Genomic DNA, 20,086 nt, shown 5'->3' with positions numbered 1-20,086 from the left:
CATCCTTAAAATTAGCATAATCAGATTAAAGGGAAATTTCCTGTTCCTTCAGGCCACGGCGTTAATAATTCAAATCCATCATCCGTCACTGCAACCATATGCTCCCATTGTGCTGACCATGAGCCATCTACAGAAACGACTGTCCAACCATCTGCCAATTCTTTAACTTGTTTTTTACCCATATTAACCATCGGCTCAATGGTAAATACCATTCCTTTGCGTAAACTCAGCCCCATGCCCGGCGTACCATAATGTACAACGCTTGGCTGTTCATGATAAACCTGACCAATACCATGCCCACAATATTCTCGGACAATGCTATAGCCTTCATTTTCAGCCACACGCTGAATTGCATGCCCAACATCGCCCAAAGTCGCTTCAGGTTTAATGGCGTGAATACCTGCAACCATTGCAGCATAGGTAGTTTCTACCAGCTTTTGCGCAGCTGCACTCACCTGCCCAACATAGTACATACGGCTAGTGTCACCATAGTAACCATCTTTAATAATCGCAACATCGATATTTACAATATCGCCTTCCTTTAAAACAATCGTTTCAGAGGGTATTCCATGACAGATAACTTCATTTGGAGAAATACAGGTTGATTTTGTATAACCGTGATAACCAATATTTGCAGGCGTTACTTTAAGGACATTCACAATAAATTCGTGACAAATGCGATCTAATTCAGCCGTTGTTATGCCTACCTGAATATATTCCCCAATCATTGCCAATACTTCTGCCGCCAAACGTCCTGATATTCTTAATTTTTCGATATCTTTTTCGGTTTTAATAACCACTTTTGACGCGCGCATATTACATTCCTCTTGAATATTGAGGCAAAAAACTCAATAAAATAATCAGTCTAATTTTTACGAAATAATCAATCAGAGCTTTTATTCTCATAAAAGAGAATGAAAGCCTGATAAATGAAGTTGAATCAAATTATTCGTTGTAACATAGAATCTTTAGAAATAGCTATTCTATGTATAAAAATCAAAAAATTTAGCTGATGAATTATATTTTAAAGATCAAATCATGCTTAGGCTATTTAAAAATGATCAGCCTAGGCTCAGGCCAATCATTTTCAATCAAAATTAAAGATTTTGTTCAATGTCTAATGCACGTTTCCAACTTGGTAATGCTTCAAGATTCTTAAGATATTGAGCAATATTTGGATATTGTTCCGCTAGTTGCAAATGATAGATAACCCCTTGAACGACAAATCCCAACATGAAATCTGCACCCGTAAGACGGTTTTCAACTAGAAATTGTTTGCCTGCTAAAGATTGATCTAAATAAGCAAAAACTTTGTGTAATTCATTGTATGCGTACTGATCTAAAAATTGCAGTTGGGTTCCCTTCTGCTTTTCAATACCATTAAAAATAGTTAATAAATACGGCACCATTGCTGAACTTTCGGAAAAATGAATCCACTGCAAATAGTCCATATAGGCATCTGTATCAGGTGTTGGTGCTAAATGTGGTGCAAACTTTTGAATCAAAAGCTCAACGATGGCACCAGATTCGGCAATTACTTTGCCATTAAGCTCAAGAATAGGCGACTTTCCCAATGGATGAATGTGTTTTAGCTTTGGTGGTGCTAAACGTGTGTTTGCATTGCGTGCGTAGGTTTTGAGTTGATACGGCTGCTGTAGTTCCTCAAGCAACCATAAAATGCGTAATGAACGTGATTGATTTAAGTGGTGAAGTATAATCATGCTGAATAATCCAGTAATGCAAAAGTAATAATGATTGAGTCACATATTAACTGCCAAATTAGATTTCAATCTAAAGCTTTACACAATAATTGTATACGCTATAATTAAAAACAAGACGACTGGTCTATTTTAAGCAAGGTATTTCTCGTATGTCCACACCTCAGATGAAAAAATCTGATGCCAAACGTTTACATATCCTAGATCAAAGCCTTGAATTGGTCTTAACCAAAGGCTTTGTTGGGCTTGGTTTGCAAGAAATTTTGAAAAAATGTGGCATCCCTAAAGGTTCGTTTTATCATTATTTCGATTCTAAAGAAGAGTTTGGCTGCGAACTGGTCAAACACTATATCCTCAATTACCAAAATCGCTTGAATGTACTTTGGGACAACCCTCAATCAGGCAACGCCAATCTTTTGGCCTATTTCCAAAAATGGATTATCGACCCAGATCATTCCAGTAGCTGGGCTGATCGATGTCTGATTGTAAAACTAGCAGCTGAAGTTGCAGATCTTTCTGAAGATATGCGACTCATTATGGAACAAGGTACCAAGCGTTTAACTGCACGCATTGTTGAACTGATTGAACAAGGAATCGAAGATCAATCTATTCAACCTCAAGCCAACGCTATTGTAACGGCGCAGACCATTTATCAAATGTGGCTTGGAGCTGCGTTACTCAGCAAGTTATATCAAGATAAAACACCACTTCACCAAGCATTAATTGCCACAGAATTTATGCTAAATTCAAATCAAACATCAGCAGTAGGATAATACAATGGAAATTTTAATGGTACTGACCTCACATAGCCAACTGGGTCAAACAGCGGAAAAAACAGGGTTCTGGTTAGAAGAATTCACTGCACCCTATTATGTTTTTAAAGATGCAGGCGCAAGTGTCGTACTCGCCTCTCCTAAAGGTGGACAGCCACCACTTGACCCTAAAAGTAATCTTCCAGATTTCCAAACAGAATCTACCCGCCGTTTTGAACAAGATACCGAAGCCCAAGCTCAATTAGCGCATACACAACTACTCAGTGAAATCAATGCTTCAGAATTTGATGCGGTGTTTTATCCAGGTGGTCATGGGCCACTTTGGGATTTGACCAATGATCAAAACTCAATTGAATTGATACAAGCCTTCGACCGTACCAATAAACCTATTGGTCTTGTGTGTCATGCTCCTGCAGCACTTAAACATGTAACCAAAGCAAATGGCGAAGCTTTTGTAAAAGATAAGCAAGTTACAGGCTTTTCTAATAGCGAAGAAGACGCGGTGCAGTTAAGCCATATTGTTCCCTTTTTAATTGAAGATGAATTTAAAGCACAAGGTGCACATTATATTAAGGGTACAGATTGGCAATCATTTACAGTCAGAGATAGTCATTTGATCACAGGTCAAAACCCTGCCAGCTCTGAAGCAGTTGCAGAACAATTACTCAAGTTAATCCAGTCTTAATTTAGCCAAAATGTTGCAAATAAAGGCATAGACCGAACCAACTTAGCGTATTTTTAGTGCAATAATGATTGAAAAAGATTGTTTTTGCACTAAAATCAAGCCCTTCATCTAGAAGGCATTATTCACGTCTATGACTAAGCTTAATTATGGAGATATTCTTGCCCTTGGTTTTATGACCTTTGCACTTTTTATTGGTGCAGGCAATATTATTTTTCCTCCTATCGTTGCACAACAAGCAGGCACAAATGTTTGGCTCGCTGCGTTTGGTTTCTTAATTACCGCAGTGGGTTTACCTGTACTGACTATTATGGCGCTGTCACGCGTTGAAGGCTCTATTGAAAAGCTGAGTGAACCTTTGGGCCGCACAGCCAGTTTAATCCTCACTATTGTCTGTTATCTTGCAGTTGGCCCATTGTTTGCGACACCACGTACCGCAACTGTTTCTTATGAAATTGGTTTTTCTGCTTATTTTGGTGATTCTAGCAGCCATTTGTTTATCTATAGCTGTATCTATTTTGCATTGGTTGCCGCAGTTTCGTTATATCCAAATAAATTATTAGATACCATCGGACGGGTTCTTGCACCACTTAAAATTGTCGGACTCGCAATTTTATGTATTACCACACTACTCATTCCTGTAATTGGTTCATCGTTGCCTGTACAGCATTATGTAGAACGCCCAGTATCGGAAGGCTTAGTCAATGGTTACTTAACCATGGATACGCTTGGTGCTTTAGTTTTTGGTATTGTAATTGTTCAAGCGATTTACTCGCGCGGCGTAACTGACAAAAAATTAGTGATGCGTTATGCCATTATTGCAAGCTTAATTGCAGGCGTAGGCTTAACTTTATTGTACTTGTGCTTATTCCGTTTGGGTTTACAAAGCCATGCTTTTATTCCAAATGCCAGTAACGGCGCAGCTATTTTACATGCATATGTACAGCATGCCTTTGGTAATGTGGGGGCATTATTCCTAAGCGCATTGATTTTCCTTGCATGTACAGTTACTGCAATTGGCTTAACCTGCTCATGCGCAGAATATTTCCATGAACTGACTAAAATATCATATAAAGTTTTAGTCTTCGTTTTGGTGATCTTTGCATTAATTATTTCAAACTTAGGTTTAAATAAGCTGATCGCCTTTTCTGTACCTGTGTTAACTGCAATTTACCCACCTGCAATTGTCGTGATTGTTTTAAGTTTCTTCTGGAAATTCTTTAACAAGCCATCTACGATTGTCTTACCTGTAACAGCAATTGCTTTCCTTTTTGGTATTTTTGAAGGTCTAAAAGCATCTAGCTTAAGCAACATTGTACCGACTGCACTACAGAACTTACCATTGAATGAGCAAAACCTTGCATGGTTATTGCCATCTGTAATCGTTTTCGTGCTGTGCTTTATGCTTGATAAATTAAAAGCACAAAAATAAATCACCTTTTAAAAAAATGCCTGAATGATTCAGGCATTTTTTTTGCTTATATTATTAAATACCAGCATATCCGCTGTAAAAAATTGCGCTTTAATTTCCACCACTTTAAAAAAATTAATATTTTTTCATTTTTGTCATATTAGTTTCATAAAAGTGCGATAAAGCGCTTGAACTTTATTCGAATACAAAGTAAAACAGTAAGAATTGATTTACTCACCTCAACGCAGTTGTCCATTCGACAAACAGGAGAAATGAAGATGACTTCAACACATAAATTAGTCTTCATCAATGCCGTAAAAAGCAATCAGCACATGCTGACCTATTGCGTCACCACAATGGCTTTAATGTTTACCCTCGCCTTTCAAGGTGTCATTAGCGGAAACTTAAAAGCTGAATATTTCTTATATGCACTGGTTGTTTCAACTGCATTTGCGTTGTGGGCAGTAATCGAGCAAAAGTATCGAAAGCGAACAGACAATGAATAACTTTATTCAAGGCTAGAGTTTTCTTCTAGCCTTTTTTATAAGCAAAAAAGACAAGATACAAAGAACCATTCAATTCATTCTTCTTTTGCTAATATAAAAACCAATAAAAATCAAAAATACACATTCACTACATTCTTTATATGATTATTTTGATTATGATAATTGTTAGGTACTTTTACCTGATAACCAACGATGTTTAGACAATGAAAAAAATTTTTGCATCTGTAGCTGTATTGAGTCTGGCGCTTGCAAGTGCGAGTGCAATGGCATGTCCAAAAGGAAGCTCACTTCAAGGCGGTACAGGTCCTCACCATAAAGGTGGGAAATGTGTTGCTTCGGCTGGCGTGAAAAAAGATAAATCTGCTGTAAAAACTCAAAAAACTAAAACTGAGGCTCCTGCGCCTACAGCAAAACCAAAAGTTTAATCTTTATACATATAAAAAAGCGGATTATAAATCCGCTTTTTTATATCCGAAAAACTGCTTAATTAGGTGATGTATTCCCTAATTCAGGATGATCCAAAGCATATTTACACAAATTTTTATCTTGTAAATATTGTTGCTTGCTTTGTGCTGTATTGGAATCTTGATCTTGTACCGCTTTTGCCCACATATCCAAACTGGTTAACGCTCTACGGCAAAAGGCATATTTCCCTTCTGTAACCGCATCGCCCATTTTGACATTAATTTTCCATGAAATGCCTAATTCACGTAAAGGCTTACGCAATTGTTCATTAATTTGCTGAGGTTGATTCAAATTCACAACCGACTCAACTTGATTGATTAACTGCCATGCCTGCTTTGCATATGCAGTGGCATCATTACTTAATTTTGGTGCTGGCTTAATTTCAACCTTATGTTCAGGTTCATTCGAACGTTGACAACCTGCCAAAGCCAAAACAATGCCGAAACTTAATACTTTTATAAAGTTCGTGTGTTTTTGTAACATAGCCATTAAACCATTTGATTGTTCCGCAATAGGCGGATCAGTTCATTGAATATCATAAGCGTAGTGTAGTGGATATTTGCTGATATTGCATCTTTCACTCACAGAGTGGCACATGCATCCTCATCATCAACAGAACAAATCAGCCATAAATGCATTGCATCATTTCAAACTAAACCATACTTATTATATGTTTTTCAATAAAAATTTAAGATGAATATATTTTAAACAATGTCTTTTATTTCAACAGTTTTTTTAAATTTTCTTTTCGAACATGGCTTAACAGCTCGCACAGTTCTGTTATGCTAAAAGTCCACCTGAAACAAGGATGAATTGCATGCAAGTCACGATCGGTACTCCTCTTCAATCTTCAGCATTTAAAGTCTTACTCTTAGGCTCTGGTGAATTAGGTAAAGAGGTGGTCATTTCTTTACAACGTTTGGGCGTAGAAGTACATGCCGCAGACCGATACCCACATGCACCTGCCATGCAAGTTGCACATTTTGCTTATGCCATTAACATGGCAGACCCTGAAGCACTTAAAACACTTATTCAACAAGTCAAACCGCATTTAATTGTTCCTGAAATTGAAGCAATTGCAACCGAAGTTTTACTTGAAATTGAGCAATCGCAACAAGCAACCATTATCCCATCTGCTAAAGCAGTTAACTTGACCATGAACCGTGAAGGTATCCGCCGTTTGGCTGCCGAAGAACTCGGTTTACCAACCTCTGCCTACCGTTTTGCAGATAACCTAGAAAGCTTCCGTGCTGCATGTGACGATATTGGTTATCCAAATTTTGTTAAACCTGTCATGTCATCTTCAGGTAAAGGACAATCGCGCGTTAAAAACTTTGATGAAGTAGATGCTGCATGGGAATATGCCATGCAAGGTGGGCGTGTCAATCAAGGCAAAGTGATTGTAGAAGGTCAAATTGATTTTGACTTTGAAATTACCTTACTCACGGTTCGCGCGAAAAATCCAATCACAGGTAATATCGAAACTCATTTCTGTGACCCAATCGGACATCGTCAAGACTCGGGCGATTATGTCGAAAGTTGGCAACCACAGCCAATGTCTGCCATTGCATTGGCAAATTCACAACAAATTGCCGATAAAGTAACGGTTGCATTAGGTGGCTGTGGCATTTTTGGAGTTGAGCTTTTCATTAAAGGTGATGAGGTCTGGTTTAGCGAAGTTTCACCACGTCCGCACGATACAGGACTGGTGACTTTAGCTACACAGTTCCAAAGCGAATTTGAACTGCATGCACGTGCAATCTTGGGTTTACCTGTGAATACCAAATGCCATAGCGTTGGTGCAAGTGCGGTCATTTATGCAGGTGTAGATGCAAATAACTTAAGCTTTAGCAATATTGAGCAAGCTTTAAGCCATGCAGACACTGACATTCGTCTATTTGGTAAACCTGAAGGCTTTCGTCGCCGCCGTATGGGTGTAGTTACCGCACGTGCCGAAACGACCGACAAAGCACGCGAGATTGCACAACACGCAGCCGAACAGGTTCAGGTTAACCAAAACGCATAACAATAGGGCTTTGCCATGATAAAAACCTTACCCCTTTTGGATTATGTTCAACATGATCAAGACATTTTAGCCATTAACCAATGGAAACCTGCGGTAGAACAACAGCTCGAACAATTATTTGAGCAAGGTCAGAGCATTCGTGACATCATTTTGGCACGCTCCAATATGATTGATGAAGCACTGACCTTTTTGTGGCAACATGCAGGTTTAAAACACAGCAATTTAGCGTTATTTGCTGTAGGCGGTTATGGCCGTAAAGAAATGCTGCCGTACTCTGACGTCGATGTGATGGTACTGTCTGAACATGAACTCACACCTGAACTCGAACAACAGGTGTCGGCGTTTATTGCATCTTTATGGGATGTCGGCAATTTCAAGCCTGGGGTAAGTGTTCGTTCAATTGAAAGCTGTATTGAGCAAGCCCGTGACGATTTAACCGTTGCCACGGCGCTAATTGAAGCACGACTGATTATTGGCAATGCAGAACTGAGTAAATGGCCACGGCGTATTGTGGCACAGACTTGGTCTGACAAAACCTTTTTTGATGCCAAAATGCAAGAGCAAGACAAACGCCATGCACAGCATCACAACACCGAAAGCAATTTAGAACCTGATATTAAAAACGCCCCAGGCGGCATTCGCGATATGAACCAAATTGGTTGGATTGCAAAACGTCATTTTCGGGTCAATCGGGTCTATGACTTGGTTCATTTGGGTTTTATTTCCGAGTTTGAACTAAAAGTCTTAGAAGATGCCGAAGTATTCTTTTGGGAAATTCGCCATCACTTACACCGCTTAACCAAACGTGATGAAAACCGTTTATTATTCGACTATCAACGTGAAATTGCGGCAAAATTTGGTTATCTACGTGAAGAAGGTAAGTCTCCAAATTATCCAATTGAACAATTTATGAAGCGCTATTACCGCGCCGCGCAACAAGTCTTTACCTTAAATGAAATTTTATTGGCCTATTTTAATGAATCGGTCATTACCCCGCGTTTGCCCGACTACGAACGCAATATTAAAGAAATTAATCAAAACTTTAAATTGGTCGATGGCAAAATTGCAGTACAACACCATAAAGTCTTTGCCGAAGACCCAAGTGCCATTTTAGAAATCTTTTACTTACTTACACAAAATCCTGATATTCAAGGTATTCGTGCACGTACATTGCGCTTATTGTCTTTAGCCGCTAAACGCATTGACCAAGGTTTTCGTGACAATCCTAAGCATCAAGCCTTATTTATGTCGATTATTCGCAGTTCATCACGCTTATACGACACATTGTCTGCTATGAAGCGCTACGGCATTTTAGGCAATTATATTCCTGCTTTTGGGCAGATTATGGGCTTAATGCAGTACGATCTCTTCCATATCTATACCGTAGATCAACACACGCTGTTATTACTGCGTAATTTAAGCCGCTTTAAAGAACCTGAATTTGCCAAACAGTTCCCTGTGGTAAGTTCAGTGTATCAACGCATGCAACGGCGTGACATTGTTATGATTGCCGCACTTTTTCACGACATTGCCAAAGGTCGTGGTGGTGACCATAGCGAATTAGGTGCAGAAGATGCGCTTGAGTTTTGTCGCTTGCATGGTTTTACTGAACGTGAAGGTAAACTGATTGCATGGCTGATTCAAAACCATTTACTTATGTCGCTTACGGCGCAGAAAAAAGATATTTCAGACCCCGATGTCATTAAAACCTTTGCAGAAAAACTTGGGGATATGGAGCATCTTGATCATCTTTATACCTTAACCGTAGCCGATATTAATGCCACCAATCCCAAACTTTGGAATACATGGCGCGCATCCTTAATGCGTCAGCTTTACGCTCAAACACGAGACAGCATCCGTTTAGGACTCGACCGCCCTGTTGACTACCAAATGCTAATTGAAGACACCAAATTTACTGCCAGTGAATTATTAGTCAATGAATTTTCCTTAGCCGATGTTGAAAAAGTCTGGCAAGAACTTGGTGATGATTATTTCCTCAAAGAATCTGCCGAGGATATTGCATGGCACACCCGTGCAATTTTAGAACATGGCGATAATCCTGAACCCTTAGTCATGCTACGTGCCCACGGTAAGTCTGCCCCCGATGCGGTGCAATTGTTTATTTATACCCAAGATCAACCCAATTTATTTGCCACCACAGTTGCGGTACTCGACCGAATGAATTTGGATGTGCAAGATGCACGGATTATTACTGCGACTAAAGCCTTTAGTTTGGACACCTATATTTTGCTAGATCGTTTTGGGGTTTTACTTACCGATCCTGAGCGAGAAAAGACCGTCAAAAAAGCCTTAATTCAAGCCTTAAGCCACTCCGACCAATACCCAGGTTTAATGCAACGCCGTATTCCACGTCAGTTACGCCATTTTGACATTGAAAACACGGTTGAAATTAGCTTAAATCCTGTTTTAAACCAAAATATGATTGAAATTGCCACGCTTGATCATCCGGGTTTATTGGCACGCGTCGGTGGTATTTTTATGATGCAAGGCTTTGACATTCATTCTGCGAAAATTGCTACCCTTGGTGAACGTGCCGAGGATATTTTCTTTGTGACCAAGAAAAATGGTATTCCGATGAATGATGATGAAGCACAAGTTTTTGCAGCACAGCTCAAAGCCGCTTTAGATGAAGCATCCAATCAAGTTGTTATTCCCCATTAATTTTAGCCATTGGTTATCTCCATGAACTCGAGTTTAGATTTGCTGCATCCTTATCCGTTTGAAAAATTGAATCAGTTATTTCAAGATATTCAACCTGTCAATTTACCCTTAATTCCACTTTCAATTGGTGAACCCAAACATCCTGCGCCTGAATTTGTCAAGCAAGCGCTGCAAAACAATTTTCAGCATTTGTCGACTTACCCAAACAGTAAAGGCATTCCTGAACTGCGCCAAAGCATTGCCAATTGGCTCACACGCCGCTTCGCTTTACAAAGCGTGAGCGCAGAGCAACAAATTTTACCTGTTTCGGGTACACGCGAAGCTATTTTCTCTTTTGTGCAAGCGTTGGTGAATCGAGAAGATGCCCCTTATGTGGTGATGCCAAATCCGTTCTACCAAATTTATGAAGGTGCAGCTTTACTTGCAGGTGCCAAACCCTATTTTATTAACTGTACCCAAGAAAATGGCTATTTGGGTGACTTTGATGCCGTACCTGCCGAAGTTTGGGAAAAAACGGCATTATTATTGGTTTGTACCCCAGGAAATCCAACAGGTGCTGTTTTATCTAAAGAGCAATTTAAAAAACTAATTGCACTGTCTGACCAATATAACTTTGTGATTGCATCGGATGAATGCTATTCAGAGCTTTGGTTCGAGCAAGCACCTGTTGGCTTATTAGAAGTCTGTGCCGAAATTGGTCGTCACGATTATAAAAACTGTGTGGTGTTCCACTCTTTATCAAAACGCTCTAATTTACCCGGTATGCGCTCAGGTTTTGTATCCGGTGATGCTAATTTGCTTGCACCTTACTTAAAATACAGAACCTATCACGGCGCTGCCATGCCTGTTCAACACCAATGGGCATCTATTGCCGCTTGGGATGACGAGCAACATGTTGAAGATAACCGTATCCAATATCGTGCTAAATTTGACTTATTCCAGAATGAACTTGGTCATCTGTTACCACTGAAAAAACCCGATGCAGGTTTCTATTATTGGTTACAAGTTGAAGATGATGAAGCATTTGCACGTAAGTTATTACAAGAAGCCAATGTAAAAGTCTTACCGGGACGGTATTTATCGCGGGATACCTTACAGGGTAATCCCGGAGAGAATCATGTTCGTATGGCGTTGGTTGCCGATATTGCCCAATGTGAACAAGTGATTGAACGCTTGAAAAAGATCTTATAAAACCTAAAAAAGGCTGATATTTGAATATCAGCCTTTTATTTTAAAGTATAAATGTTCAACCTAATAACAAATTTATTTATTGGTATCTTTAAAAAATTCAATCTCTTTGACATCTACAATTTTATAAATTTTATCTGTACCATCTTTTTTAATCACGGCTTTATCATTTAACATTTCAATTAAATACCACTTTGTGTGATCTCGTTCTAGCTTAACCATATTAGTAAAATAGGTAGGTGATTTTCTCAATGCATCAGCTTCAAAAAAACCAGTAGCCAAGGGAGAAAATAAACTTATTAGACACCAAATCCATATAGCTGTTTTAGCTTTATTGTCACGAAATAACTTTATAGTAAACGCTAACTGTGCAATCTGCATACAATTTAAAAATATAAAAAATAAAATACTACTCCCACCAAATACTTGCTTTATTTGTTCAAAATAAAATGTTTTTATAAATAATAATATGCAAATAATCACTGCCCACAATATTATGATAGGTAAGTGAAACCGAGTATTCTTTGATTTAATTTCAATACTAATACCAAGTAAGATTCCAAAAGTTGTAGACATTAAATATTTAACAGAAGTGAAAAATATGTAATTTAAAGGAAGTATACCTAACACCCATGAAATACCAAGATTACTATAAAACCCTAACTTATATAAACCTGCATAAAACACACTTAAAAAGAATGAAATATTGGCAAGTTCTAGCCAAGATAAACCAAATTTTTCTTTTAAACCGTCAATCATCATATCGTTATGTGTATGAAATACCGAATGTTATAACAAAATTTAGAATCTCTAAAACAACCATTAGCAACCATACAACTTTTAAAGATGGTATGGTTGCATCTCATCCTGACTTATTTCACCTTCATTCTACTTCCTGCTTAAAATGCTCAAAGACCAAGTTGGTTAATTCATGGTTGTTTAGCTTATTTTTATAAATAAAAATATTTTGCGTAACCGCAACTTGTGCAGTAGATAGCTCAACCAGTCTTTGTTGTAACAACTCTTCGGTGATGGTAATTCTAGGCAACCATGCTACGCCCGCACCTTGCAACACCAACTGCTTTAAATTTTCTGCATTATCGGTTTCATATAAGATATGACAATTTAAATTATTGTCCTCAATCACCTTATCAACCAAATTCCTTAAGTAAGCATGATGACTATAGGTCAACAATGGAAAATCTGAATTTAAATCGTAACTTTGACGATGATTGACGGGTGCAAAAACAGGAATTATTTCGGTTTCACCAATTTTCACTGCCACCAAGCTATCCGACTGCGCTTTTTGTTTCACGGTTTTAGAAGAATACGATACTAAGAAATCAATTTTCCCTTCTTTTAGCATTTGCAAACCTTCGCCAATATTAATGGCAATAATTTCAAATTTAACACCGTGTTCTTCTATTGGCATAAAGCGTAAGTATTCGGCAAAGAAGCTATTGACCAAAGAATGTGCCACTGCAAATTTAATGGTATTTTCTTTGGTTTGTTTGATTTGATTAATCAAATGCATACTGTCATTGAGTTGAGATTGTAATGAATGTGCTGTGGTCAGCAAAATTTGCCCCAACTCGGTAAAGGAAATATCCTTCGAATGACGTTCAATTAAATTAAAACCAACGGTTTCTTCCAAATGTTGTAAGCGACGACTAAAAGCTGATTGTGAAATATAGCGTTTTTCTGCTGCTTTTGAGATAGATCGTTCCTGATCGAGGGTAATAAGGTCAAGCGCCCAACGAATTTCCAAATTCATATCACACGTTTTAACAAGTTTTTTTAAAGTGAGCGCGATTATAAAGGTTTATGCAAAAATTGCATACACACTGCATTTTATACATTATCAATTTGTGGTTTTTATTCCTATGATGACTCCACCACATCTTAATAAGTGTAACAAATGAATACCAATGTCGCTGTTCGTACAGAAAAGGATCTTTTAGGCAATCGTGATATTCCAAATCAATTTTATTTTGGGGTTCAAACACTTAGAGCTATAGAAAATTTTAATTTGACTCAAAGCAAGATTAGTGACCATCCAAACTTTATCCGTGCTTTGGCCATGGTAAAATGGGCATGTGCCGATGCAAATCATGCATTAAACGCGTTAAACCAAGAAAAATATCAAGCGATTGTTGCTGCATGCCAAAAACTGATTGATGGCCATTATCACGAGCAATTCCCTGTAGACATGCTACAAGGTGGTGCAGGCACTTCAACTAACATGAATGCCAATGAAGTAATTGCCAATATTGCTTTAGAGCATATGGGCTTTGCTAAAGGCGAATATAAAAACTTACATCCAAATAACGATGTAAATATGTCACAATCAACCAATGACGTATATCCAACTGCAATTCGTGTTGGTCTTTTACTCAGCCTTAAAGGTTTACAAGACGCTTTTGCAACCCTAATTGAAGGTTTTGAGCAAAAAGCACAAGAGTTTAAATCTGTTTTAAAAATGGGACGCACACAGTTACAAGATGCAGTGCCAATGACGTTAGGTCAGGAATTTGCAGCCTTTGCCCATACCCTACAAAAAGACTTAAATCAATTGAATCGCATTGCGCCTGAAATGCTCGGCTATGTGAATTTAGGTGGCACAGCAATTGGTACAGGAATTACCACAGAAGCTGCTTATACCCCACTTGCAATTGCAGCTTTAAGCAAAATTTCACAGCACAACATTCAAGCTGCGCCTGATTTTGTTGAAGCAACTTCAGACATGGGCGATTTTGTTTTATTCTCAGGCATTTTAAAACGTACGGCGACCAAACTTTCGAAAATTGCCAATGATTTACGTTTATTATCGAGTGGCCCACGCACAGGTATTGGTGAAATTAATTTAGAACCACGCCAACCGGGCAGCTCAATTATGCCGGGTAAAGTGAATCCTGTAATTCCTGAAGCCGTTAACCTAGCAGCGTTTCAAGTGATTGCCAATGACCTAGCAGTTACCCTTGCTGCCGATGCAGGTCAGTTACAACTTAATGCAATGGAACCTTTAATTGCTTTTAAATTGTTTGAATCAATTGAACTTCTCAGTAAAGCAATGCACATGTTTAACGACAAATGTGTTCGCACTGTTACGGCAAATGAAGAGCATTGCAAACAGCAAGTCGAAAATTCAATTGGCATTGTGACAGCACTTAACCCTTATTTGGGATATGAAAATACTACCCGTATTGCCAAGAAAGCCAATGAGGAAAAACTAAGCGTTTTAGATTTAATTCGTGAAGAAAACTTATTGTCTGAACAACAATTGACTGAAATTTTAGCCATTGAAAATATGATTCAACCAAAGGCTTCGGTTTAAGTTAAAAAACTTCATCACTTCGTGATGATTCAACAGTGAATGATGAATCAAAAAAGGGAAAGCACAATGCTTTCCCTTTTCTTTTTGCTACTGAATTAGAATGAATATTTCATCCCCACATTCAAACCTAAATTGTCTGCACTAGCATGAGAAAAGTCGCTATTGGCACTTACCCAAGCGGTCATATCTTTTGAATATTGCGTGCTTAAACCTAAACTTACAGTTCCCCAGTCTTTTTCAGGCGTATAACCCGTCATTACAAAACTGCCGCCCATCGTATTTAAACCTGCACGTACAGACAGCGGATTAGTTTGAAAATCGTGATTCCAAGCAAGTTCAGCAAATGGAGAGAAAATAACATTGTTATAGGCCCAATCACCTTTTAAACGCCAACCTAGACTGGTTACAAATGAATCGCGCTGCTGATCATCAAACCACATGGAAGTGCTATCTGCGCCTTTTTCAGCAAATTTGTTTAACTTAATGGTTTGCCACTCTGCATGCACAAATGGCCCTGTTTTTAGGTCTTGAATATTAAACCAGTAACCCCCATCAAGCCCTGCACCCATATGGTAGCCTTGAGCATCTGCCGTCTCAATTCGCTCTGCATTGCCTAATTGAATACGGCGTTTAATATTATTAAAGTGCAAACTGCCCGCATTTGCAAAACCACCCAAATAGATATTATCTTGATGATATAGCGCATAACCCAAAGCACTCACATCAAATAACGAATATTGCCCTAAATTACCTGCAATATGTCCATCTTGTTGGTTTAAACTCATACCAACACCCGCAGAGACTTGATCATTTACTTTTGCATCAGAGCCAAAAGTTAAATTGACATTGTTATTACTTAACGCAGGCGAATCTGACGATGCAGTTAATTTTTGATGGTTATAATCAAGATTTAAAAAGACACGAGTATCCTTTCCATCAGCATCATTGAGCATCTCATTTTTTATGGCACGGTACTGTGCTTTGGTAATACTTAATGGCACTTCTGACAATAATGACATTTGCGAAGGCGCAGCAAGTTCGGCTAACACTGCTTGTGCCAATAAACGATGTCCTGCTGTTGTTGGATGGACACGATCAGCAAATAAATAGCTATCGTTCGTTCCTGCTGCATAGGTATAAAGTGCACCTGAACCTACAGGCCCACATGCGACAGATTGTGAAGCTTTGCCACAAGCTTCATCGGTGACATTGCTGAAGCCATAAGCTGTTGGATTAGAAATCACCTCATTGAGTAAGCCATAGACATTGACAGGGATAATATTTAACCCTGAAGCACTCAGTGAATCTAAACCACTATTTAATGTCGTGTTATATAATCCAGAAAGCTGAGTTGCAGCTTTAATTGAACCAGGAACGGTTTTTTCTGCTTGATGTGCCTGCGGCGTTAGTCCCATATTCGGTAAATTATAGACCACAACATAATTTGCACCTGCTGCTTTTAAATTTGCCAGTAAACCTAATTCGGAGGTTGCCGCAGTTGTAACACCAGACATTAATATGACTGGATCTTGCGTTTTACTTACTAGACCAAAAATATCATTTGCCCCACCCCAAACTTGATATAAGGTATGGGAATCAGCTTGCCCATTCGTTTTACTCAAATAACTATCTAACTGATTGGGTAATGTTTTAACTTTAAGATATTCATGCTTAGGATCAAAATTATTCTCTACACCCGCACTCCCCCAAGCATAATTTGTCCCACCCATTTCAGATGCTGAGATGGGATGCCCTAAAGCTGCCGCCACATTTTCAACAGTAGTATTTCCGAAATTAGTTGTAAATTTAAATGAAGGAATCAAGTAATTCTTAGAAAAATTACCACTATCACTTAAACTGTCCCCAAAAACCACCACATTATTAAATGAAGCCGCTTGCGCCGTAGATGCTGCGGTTAGATACATCAAACCTGAAACCATCAGCGGTAATATTTTTTTCAAGTGAGTCATCCTATTCTCCTCGTTGGTAAGCATATGTGCTAATTGACATTAAGATATACTGAAATCATATTTAAAGGGAGGAGAATATATTCTATTTCCGCTGGCTATTTAAAGAAATATGAAAATTTTATTGATTATTTGAACATATAAAAATTAAAAAGTGGTTCTGCGCTTTTAATCGAATCAAAACATGGTTAAGACAAGATTTTTTATCAACCATACTTATAAAACGCTCAAAAAAATGGGCCTAAACTGATTGTTTAAGCCCATGTTTATTCTAACTTAAGTAACCTAATGGCGACTATTCATAACTGCGGTGAATACCTTAATTTCCTACCTGACAATTCTCAGCCATGTTTAATTTTGGATTTAAAACTTGAGTTTGAATGTCTAACAAGCCTAAAACAGTTGGGAATAAATTATCTTGACTCAATTTGGCTTTTTGTTGCTGATTTAGACAACTACGTAATTTTGCCTCTTGCGGCCATTGCCCAGAGAACCAAAATATCATTGGAATATGGGTTTGCTCTTTAGGTGCCATCATATAAGGTGCACCATGCAAATACATGCCACTTTCACCTGTCGATTCACCATGATCAGACAAATACATCATACCTGTTGCTATTGGTAATTGCTTCAAATCTTGAATTAATGTCGCCAAGATATGATCCGTATAGACAATGGTATTATCAAAGGTATTAATTAAAGTGTTGTGGTCACAGTTTTGAATATTGTTGGTGTCGCAAGTTGGTGTGAATTTTCTAAATTCTTGCGGATAACGCTTATAATACGCAGGTCCATGACTACCCACTTGATGCAATACAATTAACTGATTTTGCTTTAAGTTTTTTAAATCCAAACTTTTCAAATAATCATTTAATGCATCTAATAAAACCTGATCATAACATTCACCATCTTTACATGCCTTGTTATAACGCGGATCATCTTTCGGAGAAATATAATTTTTAATCCGATCACAAGCCCCTTTACAACCTGAATTGTTATCAATCCATGTCACTTTATAACCTGCACGCTGTGCAATATCGAGCAAGCCTTCACGATGTGAGGCTAAACCTTCATCGTATTCATGTCGTGGCATACCAGAGAACATACAAGGTACTGACACTGAAGTTTGTGTACCACATGATGAAACATTACTAAAATTAATAATATCTAACTTAGACAGCTCAGGATTGGTCAGTTTTCCATAACCATCTAAACTAAAGTTCTGTGCACGTGCTGTTTCGCCAACAACAACCACTAAAATTTTAGGCTGTTTCGATGCGGCACTTGGAACTACATGCGCATCTTCACCATAACGAACCAAAGGCTGTGGTTTAGTCGCGTGATGAAAACGACTTTTTAAATAGCTTTGGCCACTTGCCAATACATTCAATGGGGTAATTTTCGCTTTTAGCTCACGATGTTCACGAAAAATAGGCGCATATTGACCATAAAAGGCAAATAAACTACCTGCCATACAACCGAATGCTAATACAATACTGATAATTTTGGTGATAAAAGTCTTTTTAAAACTTGAAGCTTTAATTTTGATAAAAAATAAAACAATTAAAGGTAAAACCACCATCCCAGCAAACCAAAGTAAAAAAGGTGTTGCTGTAACTAAATCGAGTGTCTCGTGAAAATCGGTTTGGGCTACATTTTCCATTTGATTACGGGTAATCTCAGCACCTAACTGATTAACAAAATAAGCCGCTCCGCCTCCCACAAAAATTAAAATCGCACTTAGCAATTTTGCTGTCCGTTTCCAATTAATGAGTTGTAAAACTAAAAAATAAAAGCTTGCTAACAACACAAAGGTCGCAAACATAAACAATGAATATGCGATACCTGTATATGAACTTAATTGAGAAACTTTTTGGAAGAAACTAAAATTTAGTCCACCCGCTAACCAGCAAGCAACCAATAGATTAAAACGAGAGAGGGAGAGCTCTATTTTTTTCAACGAAGATAGGATTGGCATGTGTTTTTCATCACCCAAATAATGTATATATACTAAATCATGTTTAAATTAAGCCTTGATTAATTCATTAAATACATAAAAATCAATAAGATAAAATTAACACACAATTACATGTAACACTATAACATTCTATTTATAGCTACGTCTATTGCATCTTATGCCCCTCATCTTATTTTATGCTTTAACAATCAGCTAAAATTTACGCTAAACTATATTCTAATTTGAAATGAAGCGCATATACGGCTAAGCCTACTGCCAATTTTAGCATTTTAAATTGCTACTCAAATTTAGACACTGCATATACAAAAGGATATAAACTTACAACAATATATATCATAGACTTAAACTATTTTATGCAAATCATCATTCAAACAAATATTCTATATCTTGGCTTAAATACTGCGCATAACAATTTAAATCGATATTTCCACCCGTTAAAATCGTACCGACCCGTTGGCCTTGAATTTTGTCTTTAAGTTGTAATAATGCAGCTGCACCCAAACACGCCGTTGGTTCAACTACAATTTTCATGGTTCGTGCTAAACATTGCATCGCTTGAATTAATTCATCATCATGTACCGTTAAAATATCCGTTACATTTTGTTGAATAATTGGGAAATTTAATTGCCCCACATGTTGTGTTTGCGCGCCATCGGCAATCGTTTCGGGCGTATCAATATGCACAATGCGACCTGAACGCAACGATTGCTGCCCATCGTCCCCCATAGCGGGTTCCACGCCATAAACTAAACAAGCGGGTAATAATGCTTTCACAGCAAGTAAACTTCCCGCAAGCAAACCACCTCCTCCCAAGCCAATGAGTAAAATATCTAAATGCCCGACCTCATCAATCAGCTCTTTGACTGCTGTGCCTTGCCCCGCGATAATATCCACATGATCATAAGCAGGAATGACCGTTAAGCCTTTTTCTAATGCAATTTTCTCTGCAATTTGTTCTCTATTTTGCGTATAACGATCATAAAAAATAACGTCTGCACCATAGGCTTTGGTTGCAGCAATTTTAATATTAGGTGCATCCTTAGGCATGACAATTGTTGTAGGAATATTTAACAAGTGCGCAGCGAGTGCAATACCTTGAGCATGATTCCCCGATGAAAAAGCCACAACACCTCGTTGTTTTTGATCGGAATTTAAACGAGATAATGCATTAAATGCACCACGAAATTTAAATGACCCTGTTCGCTGAAAATTCTCACATTTGAAAAAGATTTCACTGGAAAATTTCTCATTTAAACGCCGAGAACACAATACAGGTGTTTGCGTTGCAACGCCTGCGATCCGTTGGCTTGCATCAAGTACATCATTGAAACAAAGTGATTGAGCTTGCATTTTTCC

The 20,086-nt window shown here is 38.1% G+C and carries 17 protein-coding genes; 9 read left to right on the top strand and 8 right to left on the bottom strand.

The features are described from left to right. Positions 1 to 20: 20 nt before the first annotated feature. Positions 21 to 815, bottom strand: coding sequence for a type I methionyl aminopeptidase (gene map / locus FXN70_RS01715; protein WP_324645685.1), 795 nt, complete (start codon positions 813 to 815; stop codon positions 21 to 23). A gap of 282 nt (positions 816 to 1,097) precedes the next feature. Beyond that, positions 1,098 to 1,721: a glutathione S-transferase gene (locus FXN70_RS01710; RefSeq protein ID WP_324645684.1), complete on the bottom strand. Its 624-nt coding sequence runs from the start codon at positions 1,719 to 1,721 to the stop codon at positions 1,098 to 1,100. Positions 1,722 to 1,870: 149 nt separating this feature from the next. Here FXN70_RS01710 and FXN70_RS01705 point away from each other — a divergent pair, with 149 nt between their 5' ends. The 5 genes from FXN70_RS01705 (at position 1,871) to FXN70_RS01685 (ending at position 5,515) form a co-directional block, all read left to right on the top strand. Next, a complete protein-coding gene (locus tag FXN70_RS01705; protein ID WP_324645683.1) occupies positions 1,871 to 2,491 on the top strand; it encodes a TetR/AcrR family transcriptional regulator in 621 nt (206 codons plus the stop codon). Between the two features lie 4 nt (positions 2,492 to 2,495). After that, positions 2,496 to 3,176, top strand: a complete 681-nt coding sequence (locus FXN70_RS01700) for a type 1 glutamine amidotransferase domain-containing protein (RefSeq protein WP_324645682.1) — start codon at positions 2,496 to 2,498, stop codon at positions 3,174 to 3,176. 130 nt (positions 3,177 to 3,306) lie between these two features. Beyond that, positions 3,307 to 4,605 carry a branched-chain amino acid transport system II carrier protein gene (gene brnQ, locus FXN70_RS01695; protein WP_324645681.1) on the top strand — a complete coding sequence of 433 codons (1,299 nt, stop codon included), beginning with the start codon at positions 3,307 to 3,309 and terminating at the stop codon, positions 4,603 to 4,605. Between the two features lie 257 nt (positions 4,606 to 4,862). Then, entirely contained in the window at positions 4,863 to 5,090 is a 228-nt protein-coding gene (locus FXN70_RS01690) for a hypothetical protein (RefSeq protein WP_324645680.1), read from the top strand. A gap of 203 nt (positions 5,091 to 5,293) precedes the next feature. Further along, positions 5,294 to 5,515, top strand: a complete 222-nt coding sequence (locus FXN70_RS01685; protein WP_324645679.1) for a hypothetical protein — start codon at positions 5,294 to 5,296, stop codon at positions 5,513 to 5,515. Between the two features lie 58 nt (positions 5,516 to 5,573). Here FXN70_RS01685 and FXN70_RS01680 read toward each other — a convergent pair whose 3' ends face one another. Then, complete coding sequence (locus FXN70_RS01680) at positions 5,574 to 6,038, bottom strand: hypothetical protein (protein ID WP_324645678.1); 465 nt, start codon at positions 6,036 to 6,038, stop codon at positions 5,574 to 5,576. A 334-nt stretch (positions 6,039 to 6,372) separates the two neighbouring features. On the opposite strand from FXN70_RS01680, the gene purT reads away from it, so the two are divergent. The 3 genes from purT to dapC are packed head-to-tail and all read left to right on the top strand — an operon-like array spanning position 6,373 to position 11,454. Continuing rightward, positions 6,373 to 7,581, top strand: coding sequence for a formate-dependent phosphoribosylglycinamide formyltransferase (gene purT, locus FXN70_RS01675; protein WP_420714348.1), 1,209 nt, complete (start codon positions 6,373 to 6,375; stop codon positions 7,579 to 7,581). Positions 7,582 to 7,596: 15 nt separating this feature from the next. After that, positions 7,597 to 10,263, top strand: coding sequence for a [protein-PII] uridylyltransferase (glnD, locus tag FXN70_RS01670; protein ID WP_324645676.1), 2,667 nt, complete (start codon positions 7,597 to 7,599; stop codon positions 10,261 to 10,263). Positions 10,264 to 10,284: 21 nt separating this feature from the next. Then, positions 10,285 to 11,454: a succinyldiaminopimelate transaminase gene (gene dapC / locus FXN70_RS01665; RefSeq protein ID WP_324645675.1), complete on the top strand. Its 1,170-nt coding sequence runs from the start codon at positions 10,285 to 10,287 to the stop codon at positions 11,452 to 11,454. Between the two features lie 72 nt (positions 11,455 to 11,526). On the opposite strand, the gene FXN70_RS01660 is transcribed toward dapC, so the two are convergent. Together FXN70_RS01660 and FXN70_RS01655 are read right to left on the bottom strand one after the other, a co-directional pair. Further along, positions 11,527 to 12,210, bottom strand: coding sequence for a hypothetical protein (locus tag FXN70_RS01660; RefSeq protein WP_324645674.1), 684 nt, complete (start codon positions 12,208 to 12,210; stop codon positions 11,527 to 11,529). A gap of 124 nt (positions 12,211 to 12,334) precedes the next feature. Beyond that, positions 12,335 to 13,225, bottom strand: coding sequence for a LysR substrate-binding domain-containing protein (locus FXN70_RS01655; RefSeq protein ID WP_324645673.1), 891 nt, complete (start codon positions 13,223 to 13,225; stop codon positions 12,335 to 12,337). Positions 13,226 to 13,369: 144 nt separating this feature from the next. On the opposite strand from FXN70_RS01655, the gene FXN70_RS01650 reads away from it, so the two are divergent. Then, entirely contained in the window at positions 13,370 to 14,785 is a 1,416-nt protein-coding gene (locus FXN70_RS01650; RefSeq protein ID WP_324645672.1) for an aspartate ammonia-lyase, read from the top strand. Positions 14,786 to 14,880: 95 nt separating this feature from the next. Here FXN70_RS01650 and FXN70_RS01645 read toward each other — a convergent pair whose 3' ends face one another. The 3 genes from FXN70_RS01645 to FXN70_RS01635 form a co-directional block, all read right to left on the bottom strand. Continuing rightward, a complete protein-coding gene (locus tag FXN70_RS01645) occupies positions 14,881 to 16,755 on the bottom strand; it encodes an autotransporter domain-containing protein (RefSeq protein ID WP_324645671.1) in 1,875 nt (624 codons plus the stop codon). Between the two features lie 316 nt (positions 16,756 to 17,071). Further along, on the bottom strand, positions 17,072 to 18,730 hold the full coding sequence (locus FXN70_RS01640; protein ID WP_324645670.1) for a phosphoethanolamine--lipid A transferase: 1,659 nt from the start codon (positions 18,728 to 18,730) through the stop codon (positions 17,072 to 17,074). 363 nt (positions 18,731 to 19,093) lie between these two features. Continuing rightward, positions 19,094 to 20,080, bottom strand: a complete 987-nt coding sequence (locus tag FXN70_RS01635) for a threo-3-hydroxy-L-aspartate ammonia-lyase (protein ID WP_324645669.1) — start codon at positions 20,078 to 20,080, stop codon at positions 19,094 to 19,096. Positions 20,081 to 20,086 lie beyond the last annotated feature (6 nt).

This window comes from Acinetobacter sp. MD2, from assembly GCF_035615575.1.
Classification (GTDB): Bacteria; Pseudomonadota; Gammaproteobacteria; order Pseudomonadales; family Moraxellaceae; genus Acinetobacter.
Note: the sequence above shows the minus strand (reverse complement) of the source record. Positions and strands in the feature narration are given on the sequence as shown.

Bases quoted from the DNA above. Each gene is read 5' to 3' on its own strand.
- FXN70_RS01640 (WP_324645670.1), bottom strand. From the start codon at position 18,730: ATGCCAATCCTATCTTCGTTGAAAAAAATAGAGCTCTCCCTCTCTCGT.
- FXN70_RS01645 (WP_324645671.1), bottom strand. From the start codon at position 16,755: ATGACTCACTTGAAAAAAATATTACCGCTGATGGTTTCAGGTTTGATG.
- glnD (WP_324645676.1), top strand. From the start codon at position 7,597: ATGATAAAAACCTTACCCCTTTTGGATTATGTTCAACATGATCAAGAC.
- dapC (WP_324645675.1), top strand. From the start codon at position 10,285: ATGAACTCGAGTTTAGATTTGCTGCATCCTTATCCGTTTGAAAAATTG.
- map (WP_324645685.1), bottom strand. From the start codon at position 815: ATGCGCGCGTCAAAAGTGGTTATTAAAACCGAAAAAGATATCGAAAAA.
- FXN70_RS01635 (WP_324645669.1), bottom strand. From the start codon at position 20,080: ATGCAAGCTCAATCACTTTGTTTCAATGATGTACTTGATGCAAGCCAA.
- FXN70_RS01650 (WP_324645672.1), top strand. From the start codon at position 13,370: ATGAATACCAATGTCGCTGTTCGTACAGAAAAGGATCTTTTAGGCAAT.
- FXN70_RS01660 (WP_324645674.1), bottom strand. From the start codon at position 12,210: ATGATTGACGGTTTAAAAGAAAAATTTGGTTTATCTTGGCTAGAACTT.
- FXN70_RS01685 (WP_324645679.1), top strand. From the start codon at position 5,294: ATGAAAAAAATTTTTGCATCTGTAGCTGTATTGAGTCTGGCGCTTGCA.
- FXN70_RS01710 (WP_324645684.1), bottom strand. From the start codon at position 1,721: ATGATTATACTTCACCACTTAAATCAATCACGTTCATTACGCATTTTA.
- FXN70_RS01680 (WP_324645678.1), bottom strand. From the start codon at position 6,038: ATGTTACAAAAACACACGAACTTTATAAAAGTATTAAGTTTCGGCATT.
- FXN70_RS01655 (WP_324645673.1), bottom strand. From the start codon at position 13,225: ATGAATTTGGAAATTCGTTGGGCGCTTGACCTTATTACCCTCGATCAG.
- FXN70_RS01690 (WP_324645680.1), top strand. From the start codon at position 4,863: ATGACTTCAACACATAAATTAGTCTTCATCAATGCCGTAAAAAGCAAT.
- FXN70_RS01700 (WP_324645682.1), top strand. From the start codon at position 2,496: ATGGAAATTTTAATGGTACTGACCTCACATAGCCAACTGGGTCAAACA.
- brnQ (WP_324645681.1), top strand. From the start codon at position 3,307: ATGACTAAGCTTAATTATGGAGATATTCTTGCCCTTGGTTTTATGACC.
- FXN70_RS01705 (WP_324645683.1), top strand. From the start codon at position 1,871: ATGTCCACACCTCAGATGAAAAAATCTGATGCCAAACGTTTACATATC.
- purT (WP_420714348.1), top strand. From the start codon at position 6,373: ATGCAAGTCACGATCGGTACTCCTCTTCAATCTTCAGCATTTAAAGTC.